This is a genomic window from Pseudomonas sp. WT-JTC, assembly GCF_056711565.1.
Genome location: NZ_CM160042.1, coordinates 6,484,487 through 6,507,553 on the forward strand (window position 1 = coordinate 6,484,487; position 23,067 = coordinate 6,507,553).

The 23,067-nt window shown below is 60.1% G+C and carries 24 protein-coding genes and 1 pseudogene; 14 read left to right on the forward strand and 11 right to left on the reverse strand.

Annotation, left to right across the window (positions count from 1 at the left end):
* Positions 1-7: 7 nt before the first annotated feature.
* A complete protein-coding gene (gene dadA, locus AC06G5_RS29545) occupies positions 8-1,312 on the reverse strand; it encodes a D-amino acid dehydrogenase (protein ID WP_413423355.1) in 1,305 nt (434 codons plus the stop codon).
* Between the two features lie 157 nt (positions 1,313-1,469).
* Here dadA and AC06G5_RS29550 point away from each other — a divergent pair, with 157 nt between their 5' ends.
* On the forward strand, positions 1,470-1,958 hold the full coding sequence (locus tag AC06G5_RS29550; protein ID WP_007975155.1) for an Lrp/AsnC ligand binding domain-containing protein: 489 nt from the start codon (positions 1,470-1,472) through the stop codon (positions 1,956-1,958).
* A 107-nt stretch (positions 1,959-2,065) separates the two neighbouring features.
* Here AC06G5_RS29550 and AC06G5_RS29555 read toward each other — a convergent pair whose 3' ends face one another.
* Entirely contained in the window at positions 2,066-2,419 is a 354-nt protein-coding gene (locus AC06G5_RS29555) for a YkgJ family cysteine cluster protein (protein WP_126048280.1), read from the reverse strand.
* Positions 2,420-2,565: 146 nt separating this feature from the next.
* Between AC06G5_RS29555 and AC06G5_RS29560 the strand changes: the two genes are divergently transcribed.
* Positions 2,566-3,873, forward strand: coding sequence for an NAD(P)/FAD-dependent oxidoreductase (locus AC06G5_RS29560; protein ID WP_413423352.1), 1,308 nt, complete (start codon positions 2,566-2,568; stop codon positions 3,871-3,873).
* A 117-nt stretch (positions 3,874-3,990) separates the two neighbouring features.
* Here the strand turns inward: AC06G5_RS29560 and AC06G5_RS29565 are convergent, their stop codons facing one another.
* Complete coding sequence (locus tag AC06G5_RS29565) at positions 3,991-4,236, reverse strand: DUF1127 domain-containing protein (protein WP_413423350.1); 246 nt, start codon at positions 4,234-4,236, stop codon at positions 3,991-3,993.
* Positions 4,237-4,415: 179 nt separating this feature from the next.
* Here AC06G5_RS29565 and AC06G5_RS29570 point away from each other — a divergent pair, with 179 nt between their 5' ends.
* Together AC06G5_RS29570 and AC06G5_RS29575 are read left to right on the forward strand one after the other, a co-directional pair.
* Complete coding sequence (locus AC06G5_RS29570) at positions 4,416-5,849, forward strand: aminotransferase-like domain-containing protein (protein WP_413703814.1); 1,434 nt, start codon at positions 4,416-4,418, stop codon at positions 5,847-5,849.
* A gap of 60 nt (positions 5,850-5,909) precedes the next feature.
* A complete protein-coding gene (locus AC06G5_RS29575) occupies positions 5,910-7,484 on the forward strand; it encodes a phospholipase D family protein (RefSeq protein ID WP_413423346.1) in 1,575 nt (524 codons plus the stop codon).
* On the opposite strand, the gene AC06G5_RS29580 is transcribed toward AC06G5_RS29575, so the two are convergent.
* Positions 7,481-8,626 carry an MFS transporter gene (locus AC06G5_RS29580; RefSeq protein WP_413423344.1) on the reverse strand — a complete coding sequence of 382 codons (1,146 nt, stop codon included), beginning with the start codon at positions 8,624-8,626 and terminating at the stop codon, positions 7,481-7,483. The two genes, AC06G5_RS29575 and AC06G5_RS29580, sit on opposite strands and share 4 nt — an antisense overlap.
* A 189-nt stretch (positions 8,627-8,815) precedes the next feature.
* On the reverse strand, positions 8,816-10,309 hold the full coding sequence (locus tag AC06G5_RS29585) for an aldehyde dehydrogenase (protein WP_480458705.1): 1,494 nt from the start codon (positions 10,307-10,309) through the stop codon (positions 8,816-8,818).
* Positions 10,310-10,543: 234 nt separating this feature from the next.
* Between AC06G5_RS29585 and AC06G5_RS29590 the strand changes: the two genes are divergently transcribed.
* Positions 10,544-10,906 (forward strand): cupin domain-containing protein, encoded by a 363-nt coding sequence (locus tag AC06G5_RS29590; RefSeq protein ID WP_057395874.1) that lies wholly within the window; start codon positions 10,544-10,546, stop codon positions 10,904-10,906.
* Between the two features lie 193 nt (positions 10,907-11,099).
* Here AC06G5_RS29590 and rpmG read toward each other — a convergent pair whose 3' ends face one another.
* The gene (gene rpmG / locus AC06G5_RS29595; RefSeq protein WP_003177274.1) at positions 11,100-11,255 is read right to left on the reverse strand and encodes a 50S ribosomal protein L33; all 156 of its coding nucleotides are present in this window, start codon (positions 11,253-11,255) and stop codon (positions 11,100-11,102) included.
* Between the two features lie 11 nt (positions 11,256-11,266).
* Positions 11,267-11,500: a 50S ribosomal protein L28 gene (rpmB, locus tag AC06G5_RS29600; protein ID WP_003177273.1), complete on the reverse strand. Its 234-nt coding sequence runs from the start codon at positions 11,498-11,500 to the stop codon at positions 11,267-11,269.
* A gap of 443 nt (positions 11,501-11,943) precedes the next feature.
* Here rpmB and AC06G5_RS29605 point away from each other — a divergent pair, with 443 nt between their 5' ends.
* Positions 11,944-13,530, forward strand: coding sequence for an ABC transporter substrate-binding protein (locus AC06G5_RS29605; RefSeq protein ID WP_413423339.1), 1,587 nt, complete (start codon positions 11,944-11,946; stop codon positions 13,528-13,530).
* Between the two features lie 124 nt (positions 13,531-13,654).
* Here AC06G5_RS29605 and radC read toward each other — a convergent pair whose 3' ends face one another.
* A complete protein-coding gene (gene radC, locus AC06G5_RS29610; RefSeq protein WP_413423337.1) occupies positions 13,655-14,329 on the reverse strand; it encodes a RadC family protein in 675 nt (224 codons plus the stop codon).
* 135 nt (positions 14,330-14,464) lie between these two features.
* On the opposite strand from radC, the gene coaBC reads away from it, so the two are divergent.
* From coaBC to AC06G5_RS29645, 7 genes and pseudogenes are all read left to right on the forward strand, one after another.
* Complete coding sequence (gene coaBC, locus AC06G5_RS29615) at positions 14,465-15,673, forward strand: bifunctional phosphopantothenoylcysteine decarboxylase/phosphopantothenate--cysteine ligase CoaBC (RefSeq protein WP_102700099.1); 1,209 nt, start codon at positions 14,465-14,467, stop codon at positions 15,671-15,673.
* 5 nt (positions 15,674-15,678) lie between these two features.
* The gene (dut, locus tag AC06G5_RS29620) at positions 15,679-16,134 is read left to right on the forward strand and encodes a dUTP diphosphatase (protein WP_007975171.1); all 456 of its coding nucleotides are present in this window, start codon (positions 15,679-15,681) and stop codon (positions 16,132-16,134) included.
* 265 nt (positions 16,135-16,399) lie between these two features.
* Positions 16,400-17,776: pseudogene (locus tag AC06G5_RS29625) on the forward strand (phosphomannomutase/phosphoglucomutase); the annotation flags it as partial.
* A 17-nt stretch (positions 17,777-17,793) separates the two neighbouring features.
* The gene (argB, locus tag AC06G5_RS29630) at positions 17,794-18,699 is read left to right on the forward strand and encodes an acetylglutamate kinase (RefSeq protein WP_007996521.1); all 906 of its coding nucleotides are present in this window, start codon (positions 17,794-17,796) and stop codon (positions 18,697-18,699) included.
* A gap of 190 nt (positions 18,700-18,889) precedes the next feature.
* Complete coding sequence (locus AC06G5_RS29635; protein ID WP_413423333.1) at positions 18,890-19,150, forward strand: hypothetical protein; 261 nt, start codon at positions 18,890-18,892, stop codon at positions 19,148-19,150.
* 18 nt (positions 19,151-19,168) lie between these two features.
* Positions 19,169-19,741, forward strand: a complete 573-nt coding sequence (locus AC06G5_RS29640) for a hypothetical protein (RefSeq protein ID WP_413423331.1) — start codon at positions 19,169-19,171, stop codon at positions 19,739-19,741.
* The gene (locus AC06G5_RS29645; RefSeq protein WP_480458708.1) at positions 19,728-20,111 is read left to right on the forward strand and encodes a hypothetical protein; all 384 of its coding nucleotides are present in this window, start codon (positions 19,728-19,730) and stop codon (positions 20,109-20,111) included. Before AC06G5_RS29640 ends, AC06G5_RS29645 begins: the two co-directional genes overlap by 14 nt.
* Before the next feature lie 145 nt (positions 20,112-20,256).
* Here AC06G5_RS29645 and pyrE read toward each other — a convergent pair whose 3' ends face one another.
* Positions 20,257-20,901 (reverse strand): orotate phosphoribosyltransferase, encoded by a 645-nt coding sequence (pyrE, locus tag AC06G5_RS29650; RefSeq protein ID WP_007954442.1) that lies wholly within the window; start codon positions 20,899-20,901, stop codon positions 20,257-20,259.
* 82 nt (positions 20,902-20,983) lie between these two features.
* Here pyrE and AC06G5_RS29655 point away from each other — a divergent pair, with 82 nt between their 5' ends.
* Positions 20,984-21,763, forward strand: a complete 780-nt coding sequence (locus AC06G5_RS29655; RefSeq protein WP_003229491.1) for an exodeoxyribonuclease III — start codon at positions 20,984-20,986, stop codon at positions 21,761-21,763.
* A gap of 160 nt (positions 21,764-21,923) precedes the next feature.
* Here the strand turns inward: AC06G5_RS29655 and AC06G5_RS29660 are convergent, their stop codons facing one another.
* On the reverse strand, positions 21,924-22,292 hold the full coding sequence (locus tag AC06G5_RS29660; RefSeq protein ID WP_413423327.1) for a DUF4870 domain-containing protein: 369 nt from the start codon (positions 22,290-22,292) through the stop codon (positions 21,924-21,926).
* Between the two features lie 28 nt (positions 22,293-22,320).
* The gene (rph, locus tag AC06G5_RS29665) at positions 22,321-23,043 is read right to left on the reverse strand and encodes a ribonuclease PH (RefSeq protein WP_057395880.1); all 723 of its coding nucleotides are present in this window, start codon (positions 23,041-23,043) and stop codon (positions 22,321-22,323) included.
* Positions 23,044-23,067 lie beyond the last annotated feature (24 nt).

Here is a 23,067-nt window from a genome sequence, read left to right on the forward strand (position 1 = left end):
CATGCACTCACTGGTGAGCGGGTGCTGGATTGACATGCTTTGCAGACTCCTGGGTTTTGTCGCCATAACGGGAAATATCCAGGCCTTCGGCGCTGATCTGCGGCTTTTTCTTGGCCATCAGGTCAGCCAGCAAGCGACCGGAGCCACAGGCCATGGTCCAGCCCAGCGTGCCGTGACCGGTGTTCAGGAACAGGTTCTTGAACGGGGTGGCACCGACAATCGGGGTGCCGTCCGGCGTAGTCGGACGCAGACCGGTCCAGAAGCTTGCCTGGGCCAGATCGCCGCCCTGAGGATAAAGATCGTTGACGATCATCTCCAGGGTTTCGCGTCGACGCGGGTTCAGCGACAGGTCAAAACCGGCAATTTCAGCCATGCCACCGACGCGGATGCGGTTGTCGAAACGGGTGATCGCGACCTTGTAGGTCTCGTCGAGAATGGTCGAGGTCGGAGCCATCGCCGGGTTGGTGATCGGCACGGTCAGGGAGTAGCCCTTGAGCGGATACACCGGCGCCTTGATCCCCAGCGGCTTGAGCAGCTGCGGCGAGTAGCTGCCGAGGGCCAGCACGTAGCGATCGGCGGTTTCCAGTTTGCCGTCGATCCACACGCCGTTGATGCGGTCACCGGCGAAGTCGAGGCGCTGAATGTCCTGGTCGAAACGGAATTGCACACCGAGGTTCGCAGCCATCTCGGCGAGCTTGGTGGTGAACATCTGGCAGTCGCCGGTCTGGTCGTTCGGCAGGCGCAGGGCACCGGCGAGGATGTCGGTGACGCTGGCCAGTGCCGGTTCAACGCGGGCAATGCCTTCGCGGTCGAGCAGTTCGAACGGCACGCCGGACTCTTTCAGCACGGCGATGTCTTTCGCGGCGCCGTCGAGCTGGGCCTGGGTACGGAACAGCTGGGTGGTGCCGAGGCTGCGGCCTTCGTAGGCGATGCCGGTCTCCAGGCGCAGCTCATCGAGGCAGTCACGGCTGTACTCGGACAGACGGACCATGCGCTCCTTGTTCACCGCGTAACGGCTGGCGGTGCAGTTGCGTAGCATCTGTGCCATCCACAGGTACTGGTCGATGTCGGCAGTGGCCTTGATTGCCAGGGGCGCGTGGCGCTGCAACAGCCACTTGATGGCCTTGAGCGGCACACCCGGAGCGGCCCACGGCGAGGCATAACCCGGCGAGACCTGCCCGGCGTTGGCGAAACTGGTCTCCATGGCAGCAGCCGGCTGCCGGTCCACCACCACCACTTCAAACCCGGCACGGGCCAGATAGTAAGCACTGGTGGTACCGATGACGCCGCTACCCAAGACCATGACGCGCATTTTCAAATCCCTCATCGCGGCTAACCGCTGACGTTTGTTATTCAGAGCTTCAGATGCGCGCAGTGTAAAAAAGATTTGCCAGTGCTTTTCACTATATAAACGCCTATATTTGGCGACAATTCTCGGCAAAAACCCTTTTCACGGAGGCGCATCCCCTATGCGTACCAACACTCAGACTAAACGTGAGCTGGACAAGATCGACCGCAACATCCTGCGGATCCTGCAAGCGGACGGGCGGATTTCCTTTACGGAGCTTGGGGAAAAGGTCGGGCTCTCGACCACGCCCTGTACTGAGCGGGTCCGGCGTCTGGAGCGCGAAGGGATCATCATGGGCTACAACGCCAGGCTCAATCCGCAACACCTGAAGGGTAGCCTGCTGGTGTTTGTCGAGATCAGCCTGGATTACAAATCCGGCGACACTTTCGAAGAGTTCCGACGTGCGGTGCTGAAATTGCCCCATGTGCTGGAGTGTCATCTGGTGTCAGGGGATTTCGACTACCTGGTAAAGGCGCGGATTTCCGAGATGGCCTCGTACCGCAAATTGCTGGGCGACATCCTGCTCAAGCTGCCCCACGTGCGCGAATCCAAGAGTTACATCGTGATGGAAGAAGTGAAGGAGAGCCTGACGTTGCCGATTCCGGATTGAGTATTGCGGTGTCTATTCGGCCGCTTTCGCGAGTAAGCCCGCTCCCACAGAATCGTCGCTGTACCTGTGGGAGCGGGCTTGCTCGCGAAGGCCGCGACTCGGTCCAGCTAGACCAACACCTGCCGGTTCGATGCCATGTACTCGAACACCTGCTTCTCCACCCGCGGATGAATCAGCTCCACTGGCCCGCGCCCATTGGGGCACGGCAAGGTCTTGGTGGTGCCGAACAACCGGCAGATCAGCGGCCGCTCGCCATACACGGTGCAACCATTGGGCCCCAGGTGCACACAGTTGAGTTCTTCCATGGCGGCATCCTGCTCGGCGCGAGTCTTGCGCGGCAGACGCGACATTTCTTCAGGCGAGGTGGTCACCGGCCCGCAGCAGTCATGGCAGCCGGGAACGCACTCGAATGAGGGAATCTGTTGTCGCAATGTGCGAATTGTCTGGCTGTTGCAGCTCATTGCAGCGGTGACCAATAGCGGAATAGAGCCGGATTCTGACGCAAAAGCCCCGATCCAGACAGCACCAGGCGACCAATGTTGCCCGTCCGGAAGGTCCGGCTTATGCTCCGTCAAATTTTCTAAACGCAAGAATCAGGACCACGCACATGACTGCCCGTGCTCAACAGCCTGCTCCGGACCACATCGCCTCCTACTACGCCGCCAGCAGCCTGCCGCAGCCCGAGCTTGCGGCGCTCAAAGGTGAAGTGCTGGCCGATGTCTGCGTGGTTGGCGGTGGTTTTTCGGGGTTGAACACGGCGCTTGAGCTGGCCGAGCGCGGCCTCAGCGTGGTGTTGCTCGAAGCCCATCGAATCGGCTGGGGCGCCAGTGGACGCAATGGCGGGCAGCTGATTCGCGGCGTCGGTCACGGCCTCGATCAGTTCACCAACGTCATCGGTGTCGAAGGTGTTCGGCAAATGAAACTCATGGGCCTGGAAGCCGTGGAAATCGTCCGGCAACGGGTCGAGCGCTTCCAGATCCCCTGTGACCTGACCTGGGGATACTGCGACCTCGCCAACAAACCCCGTGACCTGGAAGGTTTCGCCGAGGATGCCGAGGAACTGCGCAGCCTCGGCTATCGCTACGAGACCCGTTTGCTGCAAGCCCACGAGATGCACACCGTGGTTGGCTCCACGCGTTACGTCGGCGGCCTGATCGACATGGGTTCGGGACACCTGCATCCACTGAACCTGGCCTTGGGCGAAGCCGCAGCGGCACAACGTCTGGGGGTCCAGCTGTTCGAACAGTCGGCCGTGACCCGCATCGACTATGGCCCCGAGGTCAAAGTCCATACCGCCGGGGGATCGGTGCGCGCCAAAACCCTGGTACTGGGCTGCAACGCCTACCTCAACAACCTCAACCCGGAACTCAGCGGTAAAGTCCTGCCCGCCGGCAGCTACATCATCGCCACCGAACCACTGAGCAAAGAACAGGCCCACGCCTTGCTGCCGCAGAACATGGCGGTCTGTGACCAGCGAGTGGCGCTGGACTACTACCGGCTTTCGGCGGACCGGCGCCTGCTGTTTGGCGGCGCCTGCCATTACTCGGGCCGCGACCCGAAAGACATCGCCGCGTATATGCGTCCGAAAATGCTGGATGTCTTCCCGCAATTGGGCGCCGTGAAGATCGATTACCAATGGGGCGGCATGATCGGCATCGGCGCCAATCGCCTGCCGCAGATCGGGCGACTCAAGGACCAGCCGAACGTGTACTACGCCCAGGCCTATTCCGGTCATGGCGTGAATGCCACGCACCTGGCCGGCAAGTTGCTGGCCGAAGCCATCAGCGGCCAGCACAGCGGCGGCTTCGATCTGTTTGCCAAGGTGCCGCACATCACCTTCCCCGGCGGCAGGCTTTTGCGTTCGCCGTTACTGGCGCTGGGGATGTTGTGGCATCGGTTTAAAGAGTTGGTCTGAAAGATTGTCGGTGTCAGCTCTGACGCCTTCGCGAGCAAGCCCGCTCCCACAGAGGAACACAAATCCCCTGTGGGAACGGGCTTGCTCGCGAAGTGGCCCTGAAAAACACCGCAAATCTCAGATCCGCCAGAAAGGCTTCAGCCCCTCCTCCTGCGCCTGTTCCCGCGTCAGCCCGACATCCTTGAGCTGGTCGGCCGTCAGCGACAGCAACGCCTTGCGCGTGTGCAGGCGACGCCAGAACCGGTCCCAGCGACTCAGGCCGGACGGCGCATGATGCATGCCCGCCTCCCGCGTGCCGTTGTTCTGTCCTGTCGCCAGCTCCTGACTGCGTAACGTCAGCCGCACATCGCTCAAACCGTTCATCGTGGATGCTCCTGTTTACTTGGGTAGCCAGAGGTTCCATGATGCGTGGGCGCGCAAAAGCATTACAGATTCAAAGCAACCGTATTAAATCCATACAGATTTACCGATTCCGCCACTGAATCCCGATTTTTTGCCCTATCTGTACTGGTTAACCGAATCATCCCTATCGAGGCTGCACCATGACCCTTTACGTCAACCTCGCCGAGTTGCTCGGCACGCGTATCGAACAGGGCTTCTATCGCCCCGGTGACCGGCTGCCTTCGGTACGGGCGCTGAGCGTCGAGTACGGTGTCAGCCTGAGCACGGTGCAGCAGGCCTATCGGGTGCTGGAAGATAGCGGGCTGGCCACGCCACGGCCCAAGTCCGGGTACTTTGTTCCCGCCAGCCGCGAACTGCCGGATTTGCCGGCGGTCGGTCGCCCGGCCCAGCGCCCGGTGGATATCTCTCAATGGGATCAGGTGCTGGAACTGATTCGCGCGGTGCCGCGCAAAGACGTGGTGCAATTGGGGCGCGGCATGCCGGACATCACCAGCCCGACCATGAAGCCGCTGCTGCGCGACCTGGCGCGAATCAGCCGGCGGCAGGACATGCCTGGCCTGTATTACGACAATATCCACGGTAACCTCGAACTGCGCGAACAGATCGCTCGCCTGATGCTCGATTCCGGCTGCCAACTGGGTGCCAGCGATCTGGTGGTCACCACTGGATGCCATGAAGCGCTGTCCACCAGCATTCGTGCGATTTGCCAGCCGGGAGACATCGTGGCGGTGGACTCGCCAAGCTTCCACGGCGCCATGCAGACCCTCAAGGGCCTGGGCATGAAAGCCCTGGAAATCCCCACCGATCCGCTGACCGGCATCAGCCTCGAAGCGCTGGAACTGGCCCTGGAGCAGTGGCCGATCAAGGTCATACAGTTGACCCCCAACTGCAACAACCCACTGGGCTACATCATGCCCGAGTCGCGCAAACGCGCGCTGTTGACGCTTGCGCAGCGCTTTGACGTGGCGATCATCGAGGACGATGTGTATGGCGAACTGGCCTACACCTATCCGCGTCCGCGCACGATCAAATCCTTCGACGAGGACGGTCGTGTCCTGCTGTGCAGTTCGTTTTCCAAGACCCTGGCGCCGGGCCTGCGCATCGGCTGGGTCGCACCGGGCCGTTATCTGGAACGCGTGCTGCACATGAAATACATCAGCACGGGCTCCACCGCGCCACAACCGCAGATCGCCATTGCCGAATTCCTCAAAGGTGGCCATTTCGAACCGCATTTGCGGCGGATGCGTACGCAATACCAGCGCAATCGCGACATGATGATCGATTGGGTAACCCGCTACTTCCCGGCCGGCACCCGCGCCAGTCGCCCGCAAGGCAGCTTCATGCTGTGGGTCGAGCTGCCGGAAAGCTTCGACACCCTGAAACTGAATCGGGCACTGCACGACCAGGGCGTACAGATTGCCGTGGGCAGTATTTTTTCCGCCTCGGGCAAGTACCGCAATTGCCTGCGCATGAACTACGCTGCCAAGCCAACACCGCAGATCGAAGACGCGGTGCGCAAGGTCGGCGCGACAGCGATCAAACTGCTGGCGGAAACCGATCAGCTCAGCGACTGACTTTTATTCGGGAATCGGCGTCCATATGCCTATCTGCGCAGCCAAACGGAACGATCCTACGTGAGAGTCAGACAGCCCCTGCTTGCTCTTCTGCTGCTCGCCACGCTCCTGGGCGGTTGCTCCAGCTTCGACGTTCGACGCGAACCCAGCCAGGCGCTGCCGGCTTCAGACTCCGCATTCGGCCGCTCGGTCCAGGCGCAGGCCGCTCCTTACAAGGGACAATCAGGCTTTCGCCTGCTATCGGACAGTACCGAGGCCTTCACCGCCCGCGCCGAGCTGATCCGCAACGCCCAAAGCAGTCTCGACTTGCAGTACTACATCGTGCACGACGGCATCAGCACGCGCATGTTGATCGAGGAATTGCTCAAGGCCGCCGACCGGGGCGTACGGGTGCGGGTACTGCTCGACGACACCGCCAGCGACGGCCTGGACCGGGTCATTGCCACCCTTGCCGCGCACCCGAAAATCCAGATCCGCGTATTCAATCCGCTGAATCTTGGCCGCAGCACCGGCGTGACGCGTACCGTGGGCCGGCTGTTCAACCTGTCGCAACAGCATCGACGCATGCATAACAAGTTGTGGCTGGCGGACAACAGCATGGCCATCGTCGGCGGACGAAATCTGGGGGACGAGTATTACGATGCCGAGACCAAGATGAATTTCACTGACATCGACATGCTCAGTGTCGGCCCGGTTGCCGAGCAACTCGGGCACAGTTTCGACCAGTACTGGAACAGCGCCCTGAGCAAGCCGATCGACGAATTCCTGTCGAGCAAACCCACCGCCAAGGACCTGGAAAACACCCGCACCCGACTGGAAGAGTCCCTGGCGCAAACACGCAAACAGAATCACGCGCTCTACAAACACCTGATGACCTTCACCACACACCCGCGCCTGGACATCTGGCGTCGCGAGCTGGTCTGGGCCTGGAACCAGGCATTGTGGGATGCGCCGAGCAAGGTACTGGCCAAGGGCGAACCCGATCCGCAGTTGCTGCTGACCACGCATCTCGCACCTGAACTCGATCATGTCAGCAAAGAGCTGATCATGATCTCGGCCTACTTTGTGCCCGGCCAGCCTGGCCTGGTGTACCTGACTGGGCGCGCCGACGCCGGCGTTTCGGTGAGATTGCTCACCAATTCACTGGAAGCCACGGACGTTCCCGCGGTACACGGCGGTTACGCGCCCTACCGCAGGGCACTGCTGGAACATGGCGTGAAGCTTTACGAGTTGCGCCGCCAACCCGGCGAGGAAGGCGGCGGCGGAAGCGGACCGCATCTGTTTTCCGGTAGCTCCTTTCGCGGCTCCGACTCCAGCCTGCACAGCAAGGCGATGATCTTCGACCAGCAGAAATCCTTTATCGGCTCGTTCAATTTCGATCCGCGCTCGGTGCTGTGGAACACCGAAGTCGGCGTGCTGGTGGACAGTCCGGAGTTGGCCGCAGGGGTCCGCGAACTGGCGCTGCAGGGTATGGCGCCAGCCCTGAGCTACCAGGTGGAGCTGGAAAACGATCAGATCGTCTGGACCACCGAAGACGACGGAAAAAAGCACACCCTGACCAAGGAGCCAGGGAGTTGGTGGCGGCGCTTCAATGCGTGGCTGAGCAACACGGTTGGCCTGGAGAAAATGCTCTAGGCCGGCTCGGCAAGCGCACCAAACGCCCCTTGCCGCGACACCACGATCAACACGCCCAAGGCCCCTACCGCCATCAGCAACGGCAACGCATGGCCGCTGATCCACTGGCTGCCGGCACCCGCCAGCAACGGCCCGATCAGACAACCAATCCCCCACAGCTGGGCAATATGCGCGTTGGCGCGCACCAGTGCGTCGTCACGATAGCGCTCGCCGATCAGGATCAGTGACAAGGTGAACAACCCGCCGGCGCTGGCGCCGAACAACACCCACAATGGCCAGATCAACAGCGTGTCGATCAGCATCGGAATCGCCAGGCTCGAGATCAGTAAAACCACCGCACAACCGGTGAACAATGCGCGTCGCGACAAGCGATCGGCCAACGCACCAATCGGCAATTGCAGCACCGCATCGCCGACCACCACCGTACTGACCATCGCCAGGGCGATCTCCGTGGTGAAGCCCTGCCGCAGGCAATAGACCGGCAGCAGCGTCAAAATCATCGCCTCGAACGCGGCGAACAATGACACCGCCCAGGCAATCGCCGGCAAGCCACGACAGAAGGCGAGCAAATCATTCAAGGTCACGCTGCTGGCCTCGCTGCTCGGCGCACCACTGCGCCCCAGCAACAAGAATGGAGCCGCCATCAACAATCCGACACCCACCCAAAAGCCATAATCGTGCCCGGTACCGAGGAAGCCAAGCAACACCGGCCCCGCCAGCTGACTCAGTGCGTAGCTGCTGCCATACAGCGCCACCAGCCGCCCACGCCATTGCTCGACCACCAGTTGATTGATCCAGCTTTCACCGATGATGAATACAAGGGTCAGGATCACCCCGATCATCAGCCGCAGCACCAACCAGACCGGATAGCTCGGCAACAGTGCGAGCAAACCGATCGAAACCGCCCCGCCCCACAGACACAGGCGCATCAGATTGGCCGTGCCGAATCGTGCCGCCAGATGGCTGGAGATTTTCGCCCCCAAGAGGACGCCGATGGCCGGCATCGCAGCCATCACGCCAATGGCAAACGAGCCGTAGCCCCAGCTCTCCAGGCGAAACGACACCAGTGGCATGCTGACACCCAGGGCCAGGCCGACGCTCAGGACAGATGCCAAAACGGCGAAATAAGTCGCCCAACGCATATTCCACGCTCCTGTGGATAATTATTTTTCAGGCCATACAAACAACTGTGGGAGCGGGCTTGCTCGCGAAGAGGTCATCACATCCAACATCAATGTTGGCTGATACACCGCCTTCGCGAGCAAGCCCGCTCCCACAGGGGATCTGCGTCGTTCGGGAGGCCTGTTACTCAACAGGCCTCCCTCACTGACTTACAACTTGATCCAGGTCGCCTTCAGCTCGGTGTATTTGTCGAACGCGTGCAGGGACTTGTCGCGACCGTTGCCGGACTGCTTGAAGCCACCGAACGGAGCGGTCATGTCGCCGCCATCGTACTGATTGACCCACACGCTACCGGCACGCAGTGCACGGGCGGTGAGGTGAGCCTTGGAAATGTCGCCAGTCCAGACCGCGGCAGCCAGGCCGTACGGTGTGTCGTTGGCGATCGCGATGGCTTCTTCGGCACTGTCGAATTCGATCACCGACAGTACCGGGCCGAAGATTTCTTCCTGGGCGATTTTCATCGCGTTGCTCACACCGTCGAAAATCGTCGGTTCAACGTAAGTGCCGCCAGTTTCCTGGAGCGTACGCTTGCCACCGGCCACCAGCCTGGCGCCGTCGGCATGACCGGACTCGATATAGGACAGTACGGTGTTCATCTGCTGGGTATCGACCAGCGCGCCAACATTGGTCGCCGGATCCAGCGGATTGCCCGGCTTCCAGGCCTTCAGCGCCTCGATCACCAGCGGCAGGAATTTATCCTTGATCGAACGCTCCACCAGCAGGCGCGAACCGGCGGTGCAAACTTCGCCCTGGTTGAAGGCGATGGCACCAGCAGCGGCTTCGGCAGCATCCTGCAGGTTCGGCGCATCGGCGAACACGATGTTCGGGCTCTTGCCGCCGGCTTCGAGCCAGACGCGCTTCATGTTCGACTCGCCGGAGTAGATCAACAGTTGCTTGGCGATTTTGGTCGAGCCGGTGAATACCAGGGTATCGACGTCGTTGTGCAGGGCCAGGGCCTTGCCGACGGTGTGACCGTAACCCGGCAATACGTTCAGCACGCCTTTCGGGATGCCGGCTTCGACAGCCAGTTCAGCGATACGGATGGCGGTCAGCGGGGATTTTTCGGACGGCTTGAGGATCACCGAGTTACCGGTGGACAGCGCCGGGCCCAGTTTCCAGCACGCCATCATCAGCGGGAAGTTCCACGGCACGATGGCGCCAACAACCCCCACCGGCTCACGGGTCACCAGGCCCAGTTGATTGTGCGGGGTGGCCGCTACTTCATCGTAGATCTTGTCGATGGCTTCGCCGCTCCAGCTCAGGGCTTGCGCCGCGCCGGGAACGTCGATGTACAGGGAATCGCTGATCGGCTTGCCCATGTCCAGGGTTTCAAGCAGGGCCAGCTCTTCGGCGTGCTGTTTGAGCAGGCCGGCGAAACGGATCATGGTGGATTTGCGCTTGGTTGGCGCCAGGCGCGACCAGACACCGGAATTGAACGTGGCGCGGGCGTTTTCCACAGCGCGCTGGGCATCGGCGGCGTCACAGCTGGCAATCTTGCCCAGCAGACGGCCATCGACCGGGCTGATGCACTCGAAGGTCTCGCCGGAAACGGCGTCGGTGTATTCGCCATTGATATAGGCGCGGCCTTCGATCTTCAGGTCGCGGGCACGTTGTTCCCAGTCGGCACGGGTCAGGGTGGTCATGCGAGTGTCCTCCTCTTATTGATACGACACCCGCGTTCTTCGCGGGCGCTGTCAGGAATTCTGCCCGGCCAGCCTGCTTGTCGGCCCAAGGCAACCACCACCCTAAACCAGCGGCAGGTGAAGTTTCAATATATTTGACATAACGCCGGCAAACGGCCTTGCGATGTTCATTTTAATAAACATAGACTTTGCTTCTACCAACCACTCGCGTCGCATTCACGGGGGAATACAACAATGAGCATCCAGAATATCGTCGACTTCAGCCAGGCCACCACCGCCGCCGAACGCTATCGCCCGGATCCGACCAAAGTACTGAAAGGTGATCCCGAGCAAGTGGTGTACAACCATTACAACAGCCCTTGCGGCCAATTGAACGCCGGCGTGTGGGAAGGGGCTGTCGGCCAGTGGACGGTGAACTTCACCGAACACGAATACTGCGAAATCGTGCAGGGGGTTTCCGTGATACGTGACCTCGACGGCAACGCCAAGACGCTGCGCGTGGGTGATCGCTTTGTGATCCCGGCAGGCTTTCGCGGCACCTGGGAAGTGCTGGAGCCATGCCGCAAGATCTATGTGGCGTTTGAACAGAAGGCTTGAAGACTTGCGTTGTCAGGGCTGACCCCTTCGCGAGCAAGCCCGCTCCCACATTCAAGCTTCAGTGAACACCACATGTGCGTGTGGGAGCGGGCTTGCTCGCGAAGGAGCCCTGACAGGCACCGCATAACCCACAGGCAACAAAAAAGGCCCGTATCTCGCGATACGGGCCTTTTTCGTAAGAGGGAAAAATCAATTACTTGATTTTGCCTTCCTTGTAGATCACGTGCTTGCGAACAACCGGATCATATTTCTTGATCTCGATTTTGTCCGGAGTAGTACGCTTGTTCTTGTCGGTAGTGTAGAAGTGACCAGTACCGGCGCTCGAAATCAAACGAATCAATTCACGCATGATTAGCTCCCTTAAACCTTGCCATCGCGACGAAGTTCGGCCAGCACGACACTGATGCCACGCTTGTCGATGATGCGCATGCCTTTGGCAGATACGCGCAGACGCACGAAACGTTTCTCTTCTTCAACCCAGAAGCGGTGATGCTGCAGGTTCGGCAGGAAACGACGACGGGTTTTGTTGTTTGCGTGGGAAATGTTATTCCCAGTCACCGGACCCTTACCGGTAACTTGACATACTCTAGACATGCCTCAGCCCTCTAAAACCACATGCCCAACCCGGCATGGGTTGGCCGCTTAATCTCTAGTCATTGTGGCGCCAGGCGCCGCGATTCTTTAGAGGTCTTACCGGCTACACCTACAGTGAAGGAACCGGGCCCCTAGAAAAGAGCGCTGCTTTATACCAGAAAGACTGGGGAGCAACAACATTCGCTGTGCCTTGAACTGATAAAAACCCGTTTTTTCCTGCCTCAAGCGCTTTGGATAAAGGCTGTCGGCGCTTGCGACCGCTCGTCGCAGAAAATCTGCCAGACACCTCAATCGCGGGTTTCCCAAGCGGGCACAGCAAAATCAGGCGCCTATAGTCACCTCAAAATGAAAAAGGGGATAGTCATTTACAAAAGAGCCCACTAGGGTAAGCCTTTTCCAGACTGCACTTGCAGATGGGCCTTCGATCTGTAAAGGAACCGACCATGCGCCTTGCTGCCCTACCGCTGTTGCTCGCCCCGCTTCTGCTGAGCCCACAGGCCTTTGCTGCCGCCCTGAGCGTCTGCACCGAGGCCAGCCCTGAAGGGTTCGACGTGGTGCAGTACAACTCGCTGACCACCACCAACGCCTCGGCCGATGTGTTGATGAATCGCCTGGTGGACTTCGACACGGCCAGTGGCAAAGTGGTTGCCAGCCTCGCCGACAGCTGGGAAGTGAGCCCCGACGGCCTGACCTACGTGTTCAAATTGCACCCGCAGGTGAAATTCCATCGCACCGAGTACTTCACTCCGACGCGCGACCTGAATGCCGAAGACGTGATTTTCAGCTTCGACCGCATGCTCGACCCGGCCAATGCGTGGCACAAGGTCGCCCAGAGCGGCTTTCCGCATGCGCAATCGATGCAGTTGCCTGCACTGATCAAGAAGATCGACGCCCTTGATCCGCAGACCGTGCGTTTCGCCCTCGACCACCCGGACTCGACCTTCCTGGCGACCCTGAGCATGGGCTTCGCCTCGATCTATTCGGCCGAATACGCCGACAAACTGATGAAGGCCGGCACGCCCGAGAAGCTCAACAGCCAACCAATCGGCACGGGGCCTTTCGTGTTCACCCGTTTTCAGAAGGACGCCTCGATCCGCTACAAGGCCAACCCGGATTACTTCGGTGGCAAACCGTCGGTGGACCCGCTGATCTTCGCCATCACCCCGGACGCCAACGTGCGCCTGCAGAAACTGCGTAACAACGAATGCCAGATTGCCCTGTCGCCAAAGCCACTGGACGTACAGGCCGCGCTGAAAGAGCCGACCCTGAAAGTCGAAAAGACTGACGCGTTCATGACCGCATTCGTCGGCATCAACAGCCAGCATCCACCGCTGGACAAACCTGAGGTGCGCCAGGCGATCAACCTGGCGTTCGACAAGGCCAATTACCTCAAAGCCGTGTTCGAAGGCACTGCCGAAGCCGCCAACGGCCCCTACCCGCCAAACACCTGGAGCTACGCGAAAAGCCTGCCGGGGTATCCCCGTGACATCGAAAAAGCCAAGGCATTGATGGCCAAGGCCGGACTCAAGGACGGCTTCCAGACCACCATCTGGACCCGCCCTTCCGGCAGCCTGCTCAACCCCAACCCAAGCCTCGGCGCCCAACTGCTGCAGTCTGACCTCGCGGAAATCGGCATTCAGGCCGAGATCCGCGTAATCGAATGGGGCGAATTGATCCGCCGCGCCAAGGCCGGTGAACACGACTTGCTGTTCATGGGCTGGGCTGGCGATAACGGCGACCCGGACAACTTCCTCACGCCGCAGTTTTCCTGCGCCGCGGTCAAATCCGGCACCAACTTCGCCCGCTACTGCAACCAGGACCTGGACAAGCTGATCAGCGCCGGCAAGACCACCGGCGAGCAAGGTGTGCGCAGCAAGCTCTACGAACAGGCCCAGGCGCAGATCCAGCAGCAGGCGCTGTGGCTACCCCTGGCCCACCCGACGGCCTTCGCCCTGACGCGCAAGGATGTCGAGGGGTACTCGGTCAGCCCGTTCGGTCGGCAGGACTACTCCAGGGTGAACCTGAAATAAACGGCTGAACCCCTGTAGGAGCGAGCTCTGCTCGCGATGGACTTCAACGATGACGAGGGCCGCCTGAATGAAAGCGGTGCCCCGGCCACCATCGCGAGCAGAGCTCGCTCCTACAGTGAATCATTCACATCCAGCCATACTCAGCCATCGACAGCGGGTCGCCATCACCGATGATGAAGTGATCCAGCACCCGCACGTCAATCAGCTCCAGCGCCTTTTGCAGGCGCTTGGTGAGCACTCGGTCGGCCTGGCTGGGATCGGAGTTACCCGACGGGTGGTTGTGGCAGAGGATCAAAGCCGCTGCGTTGTTGGCCAAGGCGCGCTTGACCACCTCTCGCGGATGCACGCTGGTGTTGTCGATGGAGCCACGAAACAGCGTCTCAAACCCCAGCACCTGATGCCTGGAATCGAGAAACAGGCAACCAAACACCTCGTGTGGCTCGTGGCGCAGCATCGATTTCAGGTACTCGCGAACCGCCTGAGGATTCTCCAGTGCCGATTTTTGGCGCGCACGCTCGGCCAGATGACGCCTGCTCATTTCTTGAGCAGCTTGCAGTTGGGCAAATTTCGCCGGACCAAGCCCCAGTTGCTTGCTGAACGTTTCCTGGTCGGCTTCAAGCAGCGAGCGCAGGCTGCCAAACTGGTTCAACAGGTGCCGCGCCAGATCTACCGCGCTTTTGCCCACCACGCCCGTTCGTAAAAAAATCGCCAGCAGTTCGGCGTCCGAAAGACTTCCCGAGCCCTGTTCAAGCAACCTCTCCCGCGGCCGCTCCGCCGCCGGCCAATCGCGAATACTCATAGCACCTCCCTGTCTGTGGGCACCGCTGTTCCGTAGCGGTCGCTGTGATATCGTAGCCCATCTTTTTTGCGGGCGAATTCACCCTGGGGAGGGGGTTTCGCCACGTATGTCACCAACGAATTGAAAGGCAGGCCTATGCAGCGGCTGTATCGGAAACGCATTGTTCTGGGCGTCGGCGGCGGCATCGCTGCCTACAAGAGCGCCGACCTGGTTCGCCGCCTGATCGACCAGGGCGCCGAAGTGCGCGTGGTCATGACCCGAGGCGGCGCAGAGTTCATCACCCCGTTGACCATGCAGGCCCTGTCCGGGCACCCGGTCCACCTGGACCTGCTGGACCCGGCGGCCGAAGCGGCCATGGGCCATATCGAACTGGCCAAATGGGCCGACCTGGTGCTGATCGCCCCCGCCACGGCGGACCTGATCGCACGCCTGGCCCAAGGCATTGCCGATGACCTACTGACCACGCTGGTATTGGCCACTGACGCAGTGGTCGCTGTTGCGCCGGCAATGAACCAGGCGATGTGGCGCGATCCGGCGACCCAGGCCAACCTGCAAACCCTCGAAAGCCGCGACATCAAGGTCTTCGGTCCAGCCTCCGGCAGCCAGGCCTGCGGCGACGTCGGCCTGGGGCGCATGCTCGAAGCCCTTGAACTGGCCCAATGCGCCGCCGACTGCTTCCAGCGCCAGGCACTGACCGGCAAACACGTACTGATCACGGCCGGCCCGACCCAGGAAAACATCGACCCGGTGCGTTACATCACCAACCACAGCTCCGGGAAAATGGGCTTTGCCCTGGCCGAAGCCGCCGTGGAAGCCGGTGCCCGCGTGACCCTGATCACCGGCCCGGTGCACCTGCCGACCCCGGATCGCGTCACCCGCATCGACGTGGTCAGCGCCCGCGACATGTTGGCCGCCTGCGAAGCGGCGATCCCTTGCGATCTGTTCATCGCCTCGGCAGCAGTCGCGGATTACCGCCCGGAAGTCGTCGCCCCACAGAAACTCAAGAAAGATCCTACGAACGGCGACGGTTTGCTGCTGCAGATGGTGCGCAACCCGGACATTCTGGCCACCATCGCCACCCGTCCCGACCGCCCGTTCAGTGTCGGTTTCGCCGCCGAGACCGAGCACCTGCTCGATTACGCTGCACGCAAGTTGAAAGACAAGAACCTCGATCTGATCGTCGCCAACGACGTCGCCAACCCGAGCATTGGCTTCAACAGCGAAGAAAACGCCTGCAGCGTCATCGACCGTGAGCTTCACGCCACACTCTTCGCCCAGACCAGCAAGAGCAAGATTGCTCGCCAGCTGATCACTTTTATCGCCGAACGTCTGAACCAGGTTTAATTTACATGCACGCTTTGCAAGCCAAGATCCTCGACCCCCGCATCGGTACCGAATTCCCGCTGCCGCAATACGCCACACCGGGCTCCGCCGGCCTCGACCTGCGCGCCATGCTGGAACAGGACACCGTGATCAAGCCGGGTGAAACCGTGCTGATCCCTACCGGTCTGTCGGTCTACATCGGTGACCCGAACCTGGCAGCGCTGATTCTGCCGCGCTCCGGGATGGGCCATAAGCACGGCATCGTGCTGGGTAACCTGGTGGGGCTGATCGACTCCGACTACCAGGGCCCATTGATGGTCTCCTGCTGGAACCGCGGCCAGACCGAATTCACCATGCCGGTCGGCGAGCGCCTGGCGCAACTGGTGCTGGTGCCGGTGGTACAGGCTCATTTCGAGATGGTTGAAGAGTTTGTTGAAACCGAGCGCGGCACTGGCGGTTTCGGCCATACCGGTACCCGTTGATCCGGTCACGCTCTTCTGTGGCGGGGGATCAAGCTCCCTCGCCACAAAATTCAAATTGTCATCTGCAAGGTTTAGCACCGAAAATCAAGGCATTACCGAGCCAAACCCTTGCCGTCGGGGGCGTCATGGCCCTTTCACACCACGAACTCTCTGTGGAAAACGCCGTCATACCCTTCAGTTTGAACCTGCCGTCGAATGACTCGGCGGCCTGTCCAGCCACTTTCGAGATGGAGCATTTCCACAGATGAACACCCCGGCCAACATCGCACCCAAGTTCCCTGACAGCATTTTCCGCGCCTATGACATTCGCGGCACCGTTCCGGAGTTCCTGAACGCTGAGACCGCTTACTGGATCGGCCGCGCCGTCGGCTCGCAAAGCCTGGCCCAGGGCGAACCGAACGTGTCCGTCGGTCGCGATGGCCGCTTGTCCGGCCCGGAGCTGGTTGCACAGCTGATCAAAGGCATCGCCGACAGCGGCTGCCACGTCAGTGATGTCGGCCTGGTTCCGACTCCGGCGCTCTACTACGCCGCCAACGTGCTCGCCGGTAAATCCGGTGTGATGCTCACCGGCAGCCACAACCCGTCGAACTACAACGGCTTCAAGATCGTCATTGCCGGCGACACCTTGGCCAACGAACAGATCCAGGCCCTGCACGACCGCCTCAAGACCAACAACCTGAGCAGCGGCCAGGGCAGCGTCACCCAGGTCGAGATCCTCGACCGCTACACCACTGAAATCGTCCAGGACATCAAGCTGGCCCGTCGCCTGAAAGTGGTGGTCGACTGCGGCAACGGCGCGGCCGGCGTGATCGCCCCGCAACTGATCGAAGCGCTGAACTGCGAAGTCATCCCGCTGTTCTGCGAAGTGGATGGCAACTTCCCGAACCACCACCCGGACCCGGGCAAGCCTGAAAACCTCGTGGACCTGATCAACAAGGTCAAGGAAACCAAGGCTGACATCGGCCTGGCCTTCGATGGCGATGGTGACCGCGTCGGTGTGGTGACCAATACCGGCAGCATCGTCTACCCGGACCGCCTGCTGATGTTGTTCGCCCGCGACGTCGTGGCACGCAACCCGGGCGCCGAGATTATCTTCGACGTCAAATGCACCCGCCGCCTGATCCCGCTGATCAAGGAATACGGCGGCCGGTCGCTAATGTGGAAGACCGGTCACTCGTTGATCAAAAAGAAAATGAAACAATCCGGCGCCCTGTTGGCCGGCGAAATGAGCGGGCACATCTTCTTCAAGGAGCGCTGGTTCGGTTTCGACGACGGCATTTACAGCGCCGCGCGGTTGCTGGAGATCCTCAGCAAGGAAAAATCCTCGGCGGAAGAGCTGTTCGCGACCTTCCCGAACGATATTTCTACGCCGGAAATCAATATCCATGTGACCGAAGAGAGCAAATTCAGCATCATTGATGCACTGCACGACGCACAGTGGGGCGCAGGCGCCGACCTGACCACCATTGACGGCGTGCGAGTCGACTATGCCAAAGGCTGGGGCCTGGTACGCGCATCCAACACCACACCGGTGCTGGTGCTGCGTTTCGAGGCCGATGACGAGGCTGAACTGCAACGCATCAAGGATGTGTTCCGCATCCAGCTCAAGCGCGTTGCACCTGATCTCCAACTACCGTTCTGATTCACCCGGAGCCCTGAATGACCCTCGAACGCGAAGCCGCCGCCAACACCGCCAAGGTCCTGTCCGAAGCGTTGCCTTACATCCGCCGTTATGTCGGCAAGACACTGGTGATCAAATACGGCGGCAACGCGATGGAAAGCGAGGAGCTGAAAACCGGCTTCGCCCGCGACATCGTGCTGATGAAGGCCGTGGGCATCAACCCGGTGGTGGTTCACGGCGGCGGTCCGCAAATCGGTGACCTGCTCAAGCGACTGTCGATCGAGAGCCACTTTGTCGACGGCATGCGCGTCACCGACGCCGCGACCATGGACGTGGTGGAAATGGTCCTCGGCGGCCAGGTCAACAAGGACATCGTCAACCTGATCAACCGTCATGGCGGCAGCGCCATCGGCCTGACCGGTAAAGACGCTGAGCTGATTCGTGCGAAGAAGCTCACCGTCACCCGTCAGACCCCGGAGATGACCACCCCGGAAATCATCGACATTGGCCATGTGGGCGAGGTGGTCGGGATCAACACCGACCTGCTGAACCTGCTGGTCAAGGGCGACTTCATTCCGGTGATCGCGCCCATCGGTGTCGGCGCCAACGGCGAGTCGTACAACATCAACGCTGACCTGGTGGCCGGTAAAGTCGCCGAAGCGCTGAAAGCCGAGAAGTTGATGCTGCTGACCAACATCGCCGGCCTGATGGACAAGTCGGGCAAGGTCCTGACCGGCCTGAGCACTGCACAGGTCGACGAACTGATCGCCGACGGCACCATCTACGGCGGCATGCTGCCGAAGATCCGTTGCGCGCTGGAAGCGGTCCAGGGCGGCGTGGGCAGCTCGTTGATCATCGACGGCCGCGTGCCGAACGCGATCCTGCTGGAAATCTTCACCGATACCGGTGTGGGCACCTTGATCAGCAATCGCAAGCGTCACTGATTCAAGAACGTCAAAAAGATCGCAACCTTCAGCGGCACCTACGGATGTATGAATATTCCGTAGGTGCTGACGAAGTCTGCGATCTTTTTTATGCGTGCAGGAAATGCCTTACTTCAGATAACGAAACGTCCGACATCATTAAGGAATCAATCTGCATAGGATCTTCCCTGCATCCACAGGAGATCTACCCATGCAAAAAGACCATGTTCCATACGGCAGTGACATTTCAGCAGGCACCTACGCCTGCGTTGACTGCGGATTTGAGTATTCAGGTCCGTCGCAAACATCAATGCCACCCTGCCCTGATTTCAAAAAGACCCCTCACACGCGCAAAGCCTGGAAAGTATTGACCGGCCAGGGCGACGCCCTGAATGATCCGTATCCGGAAAAAACCGACAAATCCGTCGAGATCAAAAAGGCCGAGACAACCAGCCCTGCGAGCAAAAAATAGCCACGGAGGCACTGAGCCATGCAGATCTCGTTCACGATCGACGCCCAGGCTTTCGAGCAGGAGCAGAAGGAGCCGGTCAAGAAAACCCTGAAGATTTCCGACACGGAAATTGCTCATGCCTTACAGCGTATCGCCAAGGCGAGCCTGACTGAATACTTGAAAATGCTGGTTGAAGGCGGCATGCCGAGCCGGGCCGATGAAGCAAAACAGGACCGTTTGCTGTATCTGATTCAAAGCTACTTCGGGCAGACCCTGCCAACCGAATCGCAGATATCGACGATTTTCCAGCTGACTCAGAGCCAAAGCAAAACCCTGCTGAAAAACACGGTTTCACGCTTTCGCAATCAATTGGACGAGATCTTGCAGCACAGCATGCGAGCCGTGGTCGAGTCTGCGGAGCACGCGCAGACGGTGCATCTGGTGGTGATCAGCTCGGACGTCATCCGCGATGAACTGAACATGCTGATCACCCAGAACGAGCCGACTTTCAAACCCATCATCAAACGCAAAGGCAGTGCCGGGCAGTTCGAAATCAGCGAGGATTCCCACGCGCTGCTGTGCCGGACACTGGGCCTGAATGCCGTTCAGTGACATCGTCGCGGTCAGTGGTTTGCTGCTGACCCTGACCACATTCATGTTCAACCTGGCATGGCCAAAATTGCATGAAGCGTTGGGACTGGATGAAAAGCAACCAGGCCCACTGGCCAGAAAACATAGCCGAGAGAAGGTTTCAGGCGTTTTGCTCGGTTGCGCCCTGCCCCTGACCGGCGCCTTCACCGCACTTTTTTACGTCAACCTGCCGGCCGCCGCTCGAATCATGCGTGGCAGCAAACTGGATCTGTGGGATTTCGATGTGGACCGCACGCTATACGTTCTAGTTGTCGTGGCGCTGCTGGGGTTCGCGCTATTCAATCTGGGATTGGCACTAAAACTGATAGGAAAATGGCGAAGACTGCACTGACAGCACAAACAAAGAGCCCCTTGTAGGAGCGAGCTTGTTCGCGAAAAACGTCAACGATAACGCGGGGTGCCTGACAACCCGCGTTGTTGGGACGTCCATCGCGAGCAATCGAGCGTCGACCGGCTGCTCCTACAAGGCCAGCGTGTTAAACGCCGAACTGGGCGCGGTAGGCTTCCACGGCTGGCAGGTGCTGCTTGAGCTGTGGATCGTCTGCCAGGAATTCCAGCACCTGGTTCAGCGAAACGATGCTGATCACCGGTATGCCGAAGTCACGCTCGACTTCCTGGATCGCCGACAACTCGCCGTTGCCGCGTTCCTGACGGTTCAGGGCGATCAGCACGCCTGCCGCCTTGGCGCCGTCCTGGGAGGCGATGATCTGCATCACTTCACGAATCGCCGTGCCAGCGGTGATCACGTCGTCGATGATCAGCACTTCACCGGTCAGCGGTGCGCCAACCAGGCTGCCGCCTTCGCCATGGGCCTTGGCTTCCTTGCGGTTGAAGCACCATGGCAGGTCACGGTTGTGATGCTCGGCCAACGCCACCGCAGTGGTCGCCGCCAAAGGAATGCCTTTGTAGGCTGGGCCAAACAGCACGTCGAAGGGAATACCACTTTCGGCAATGGCGGCGGCGTAGAAACGACCCAGCTGCGCCAGGGCCGAACCCGAGTTGAACAGGCCCGCGTTGAAGAAGTAAGGACTGGTGCGCCCGGACTTCAGGGTGAACTCACCGAAGCGCAAAACGCCGCGATCGATGGCAAAACGGATGAAATCGCGCTGATACGCTTGCATGAAAAAAACCCCAAATACCACGGATTTAGCTAATTAGCTTGACGCCGTGTATCATACACGCACGCGATTTTTGGGGCCATTTATGCGGATCATCAGTGTGAACGTCAATGGTATTCAGGCTGCAGTCGAGCGTGGTTTGCTCAGTTGGCTGCAAGCACAGAATGCCGACGTCATCTGCCTGCAGGACACCCGTGCCTCCGCCTTTGAACTGGATGACCCAGCCTTCCAACTGGATGGCTACTTCCTTTATGCCTGCGATGCTGAAGTCCCTGCCCAAGGCGGCGTGGCTTTGTATTCGCGGCTGCAACCGAAGGCTGTCATCAGCGGTCTCGGTTTCGAGACGGCCGACCGCTACGGGCGCTACCTGCAAGCAGATTTCGACAAAGTCAGTATTGCCACCTTGCTGCTTCCTTCGGGGATGAACGGCGATGAGGACTTGAACCAGAAGTTCAAGCTCATGGACGACTTCGGCAAGTACCTGGACAAGCAGCGGCGCAAACGCCGCGAGTACATTTATTGTGGCTCGCTGTACGTGGCGCAGCAGAAGCTGGATATCAAGAACTGGCGTGACAGCCAGCAATCTCCGGGCTTCCTGGCACCTGAACGTGCCTGGATGGACGAGATTGTCGGCAACATGGGTTATGTCGACGCCCTGCGGGAAGTCAGCCGCGAAGGCGACCAGTACAGCTGGTGGCCGGACAACGAACAGGCGGAGATGCTCAACCTCGGTTGGCGCTTCGACTATCAACTGCTGACCCCGGGCCTGCGCCGCTTCGTACGCAGCGCACGCCTGCCACGCCAGCCGCGGTTCTCGCAACACGCGCCGCTGATCGTGGACTACGACTGGACGCTGACCATTTAAGCGTCAGATGCAGAAAAGCCGACAGCGATGTCGGCTTTTTTGTGGGTGCTGATTTGCCTTTCTGTAGGAGCGAGCTTGCTCGCGATGGTGTGTCAGCCACATTGGTGTCAACTGATGCACCATCGCGAGCAAGCTCGCTCCTACAAGGGATCGGCGGTGATTATTTGATCAATCGCCAGGTGAATGGATACCGGTAATGGAAACCCTCATTGGCTTTCACCCCGGCGATGATGGTCAATACCAACGCACCAATGGCGATCAGGCCAAACAGGAAGAAACCGATAATCACCACCATCAGCAGGAAGCAGATCGCCGAGGCGATCGCGACGCTGATCTGAAAATTCAACGCTTCCTTGCCCTGGGCATCGATAAACGGGTCCATCTCGCGCTTCATCTGCCAGAGAATCAGCGGGCCGATGATCGTGCCGAACGGAATCCAGATCCCCAGCAAGGCGGACAAGTGACAAAACATGGCCCACTGACGCGCCTCTTGGCTCGGCGTGGGCAGCGGCAGTTGCTCGTCACTCATGGTGTCCTCCTTGTCTGGAGCAGCCCGGTCAGTCGGCCAGGGCGGCCTTTTGCAGTTCGAAGATCTCGTTCATGCCTTTCTTGGCCAGTTCGAGCATGGCGTTCAGCTCTTCAGGCTGGAACGGCGCGCCTTCGGCAGTGCCCTGGACTTCGATGAAACCGCCAGCGCTGGTCATCACCACGTTCAGGTCAGTCTCGGCGGCCGAGTCTTCCAGGTAGTCGAGGTCGAGCACCGGCTCGCCCTTGTACATGCCCACGGAAACAGCGGCGATCATCTGTTTGACCGGGTCGCCGCCTTTCAGGCCGCCACGCTTCTTGATGACTTTCAAGGCATCGATCAGTGCAACCATGGAGCCGGTGATCGAAGCAGTGCGAGTGCCGCCATCAGCCTGGATCACATCGCAGTCGACGTACAGGGTGATGTCGCCCAGCTTGGACATGTCCAGCGCGGCGCGCAGGGAGCGACCGATCAGACGCTGGATTTCCAGGGTACGGCCGCCCTGCTTGCCACGGCTGGCTTCACGCTGGTTACGTTCGCCGGTAGCACGCGGCAGCATGCCGTACTCGGCAGTCAGCCAACCCTGGCCCTGGCCTTTCAGGAAACGCGGTACGCCCGGTTCAACGCTGACGGTGCAGATGACCTTGGTATCACCGAACTCGACCAGCACAGAACCCTCGGCGTGTTTGGTGTAGTTGCGGGTGATGCGGATCGAGCGGAGCTGATCGGCAGCGCGACCACTTGGACGTATCATAGGGAATACCTGTACTGGGGACGG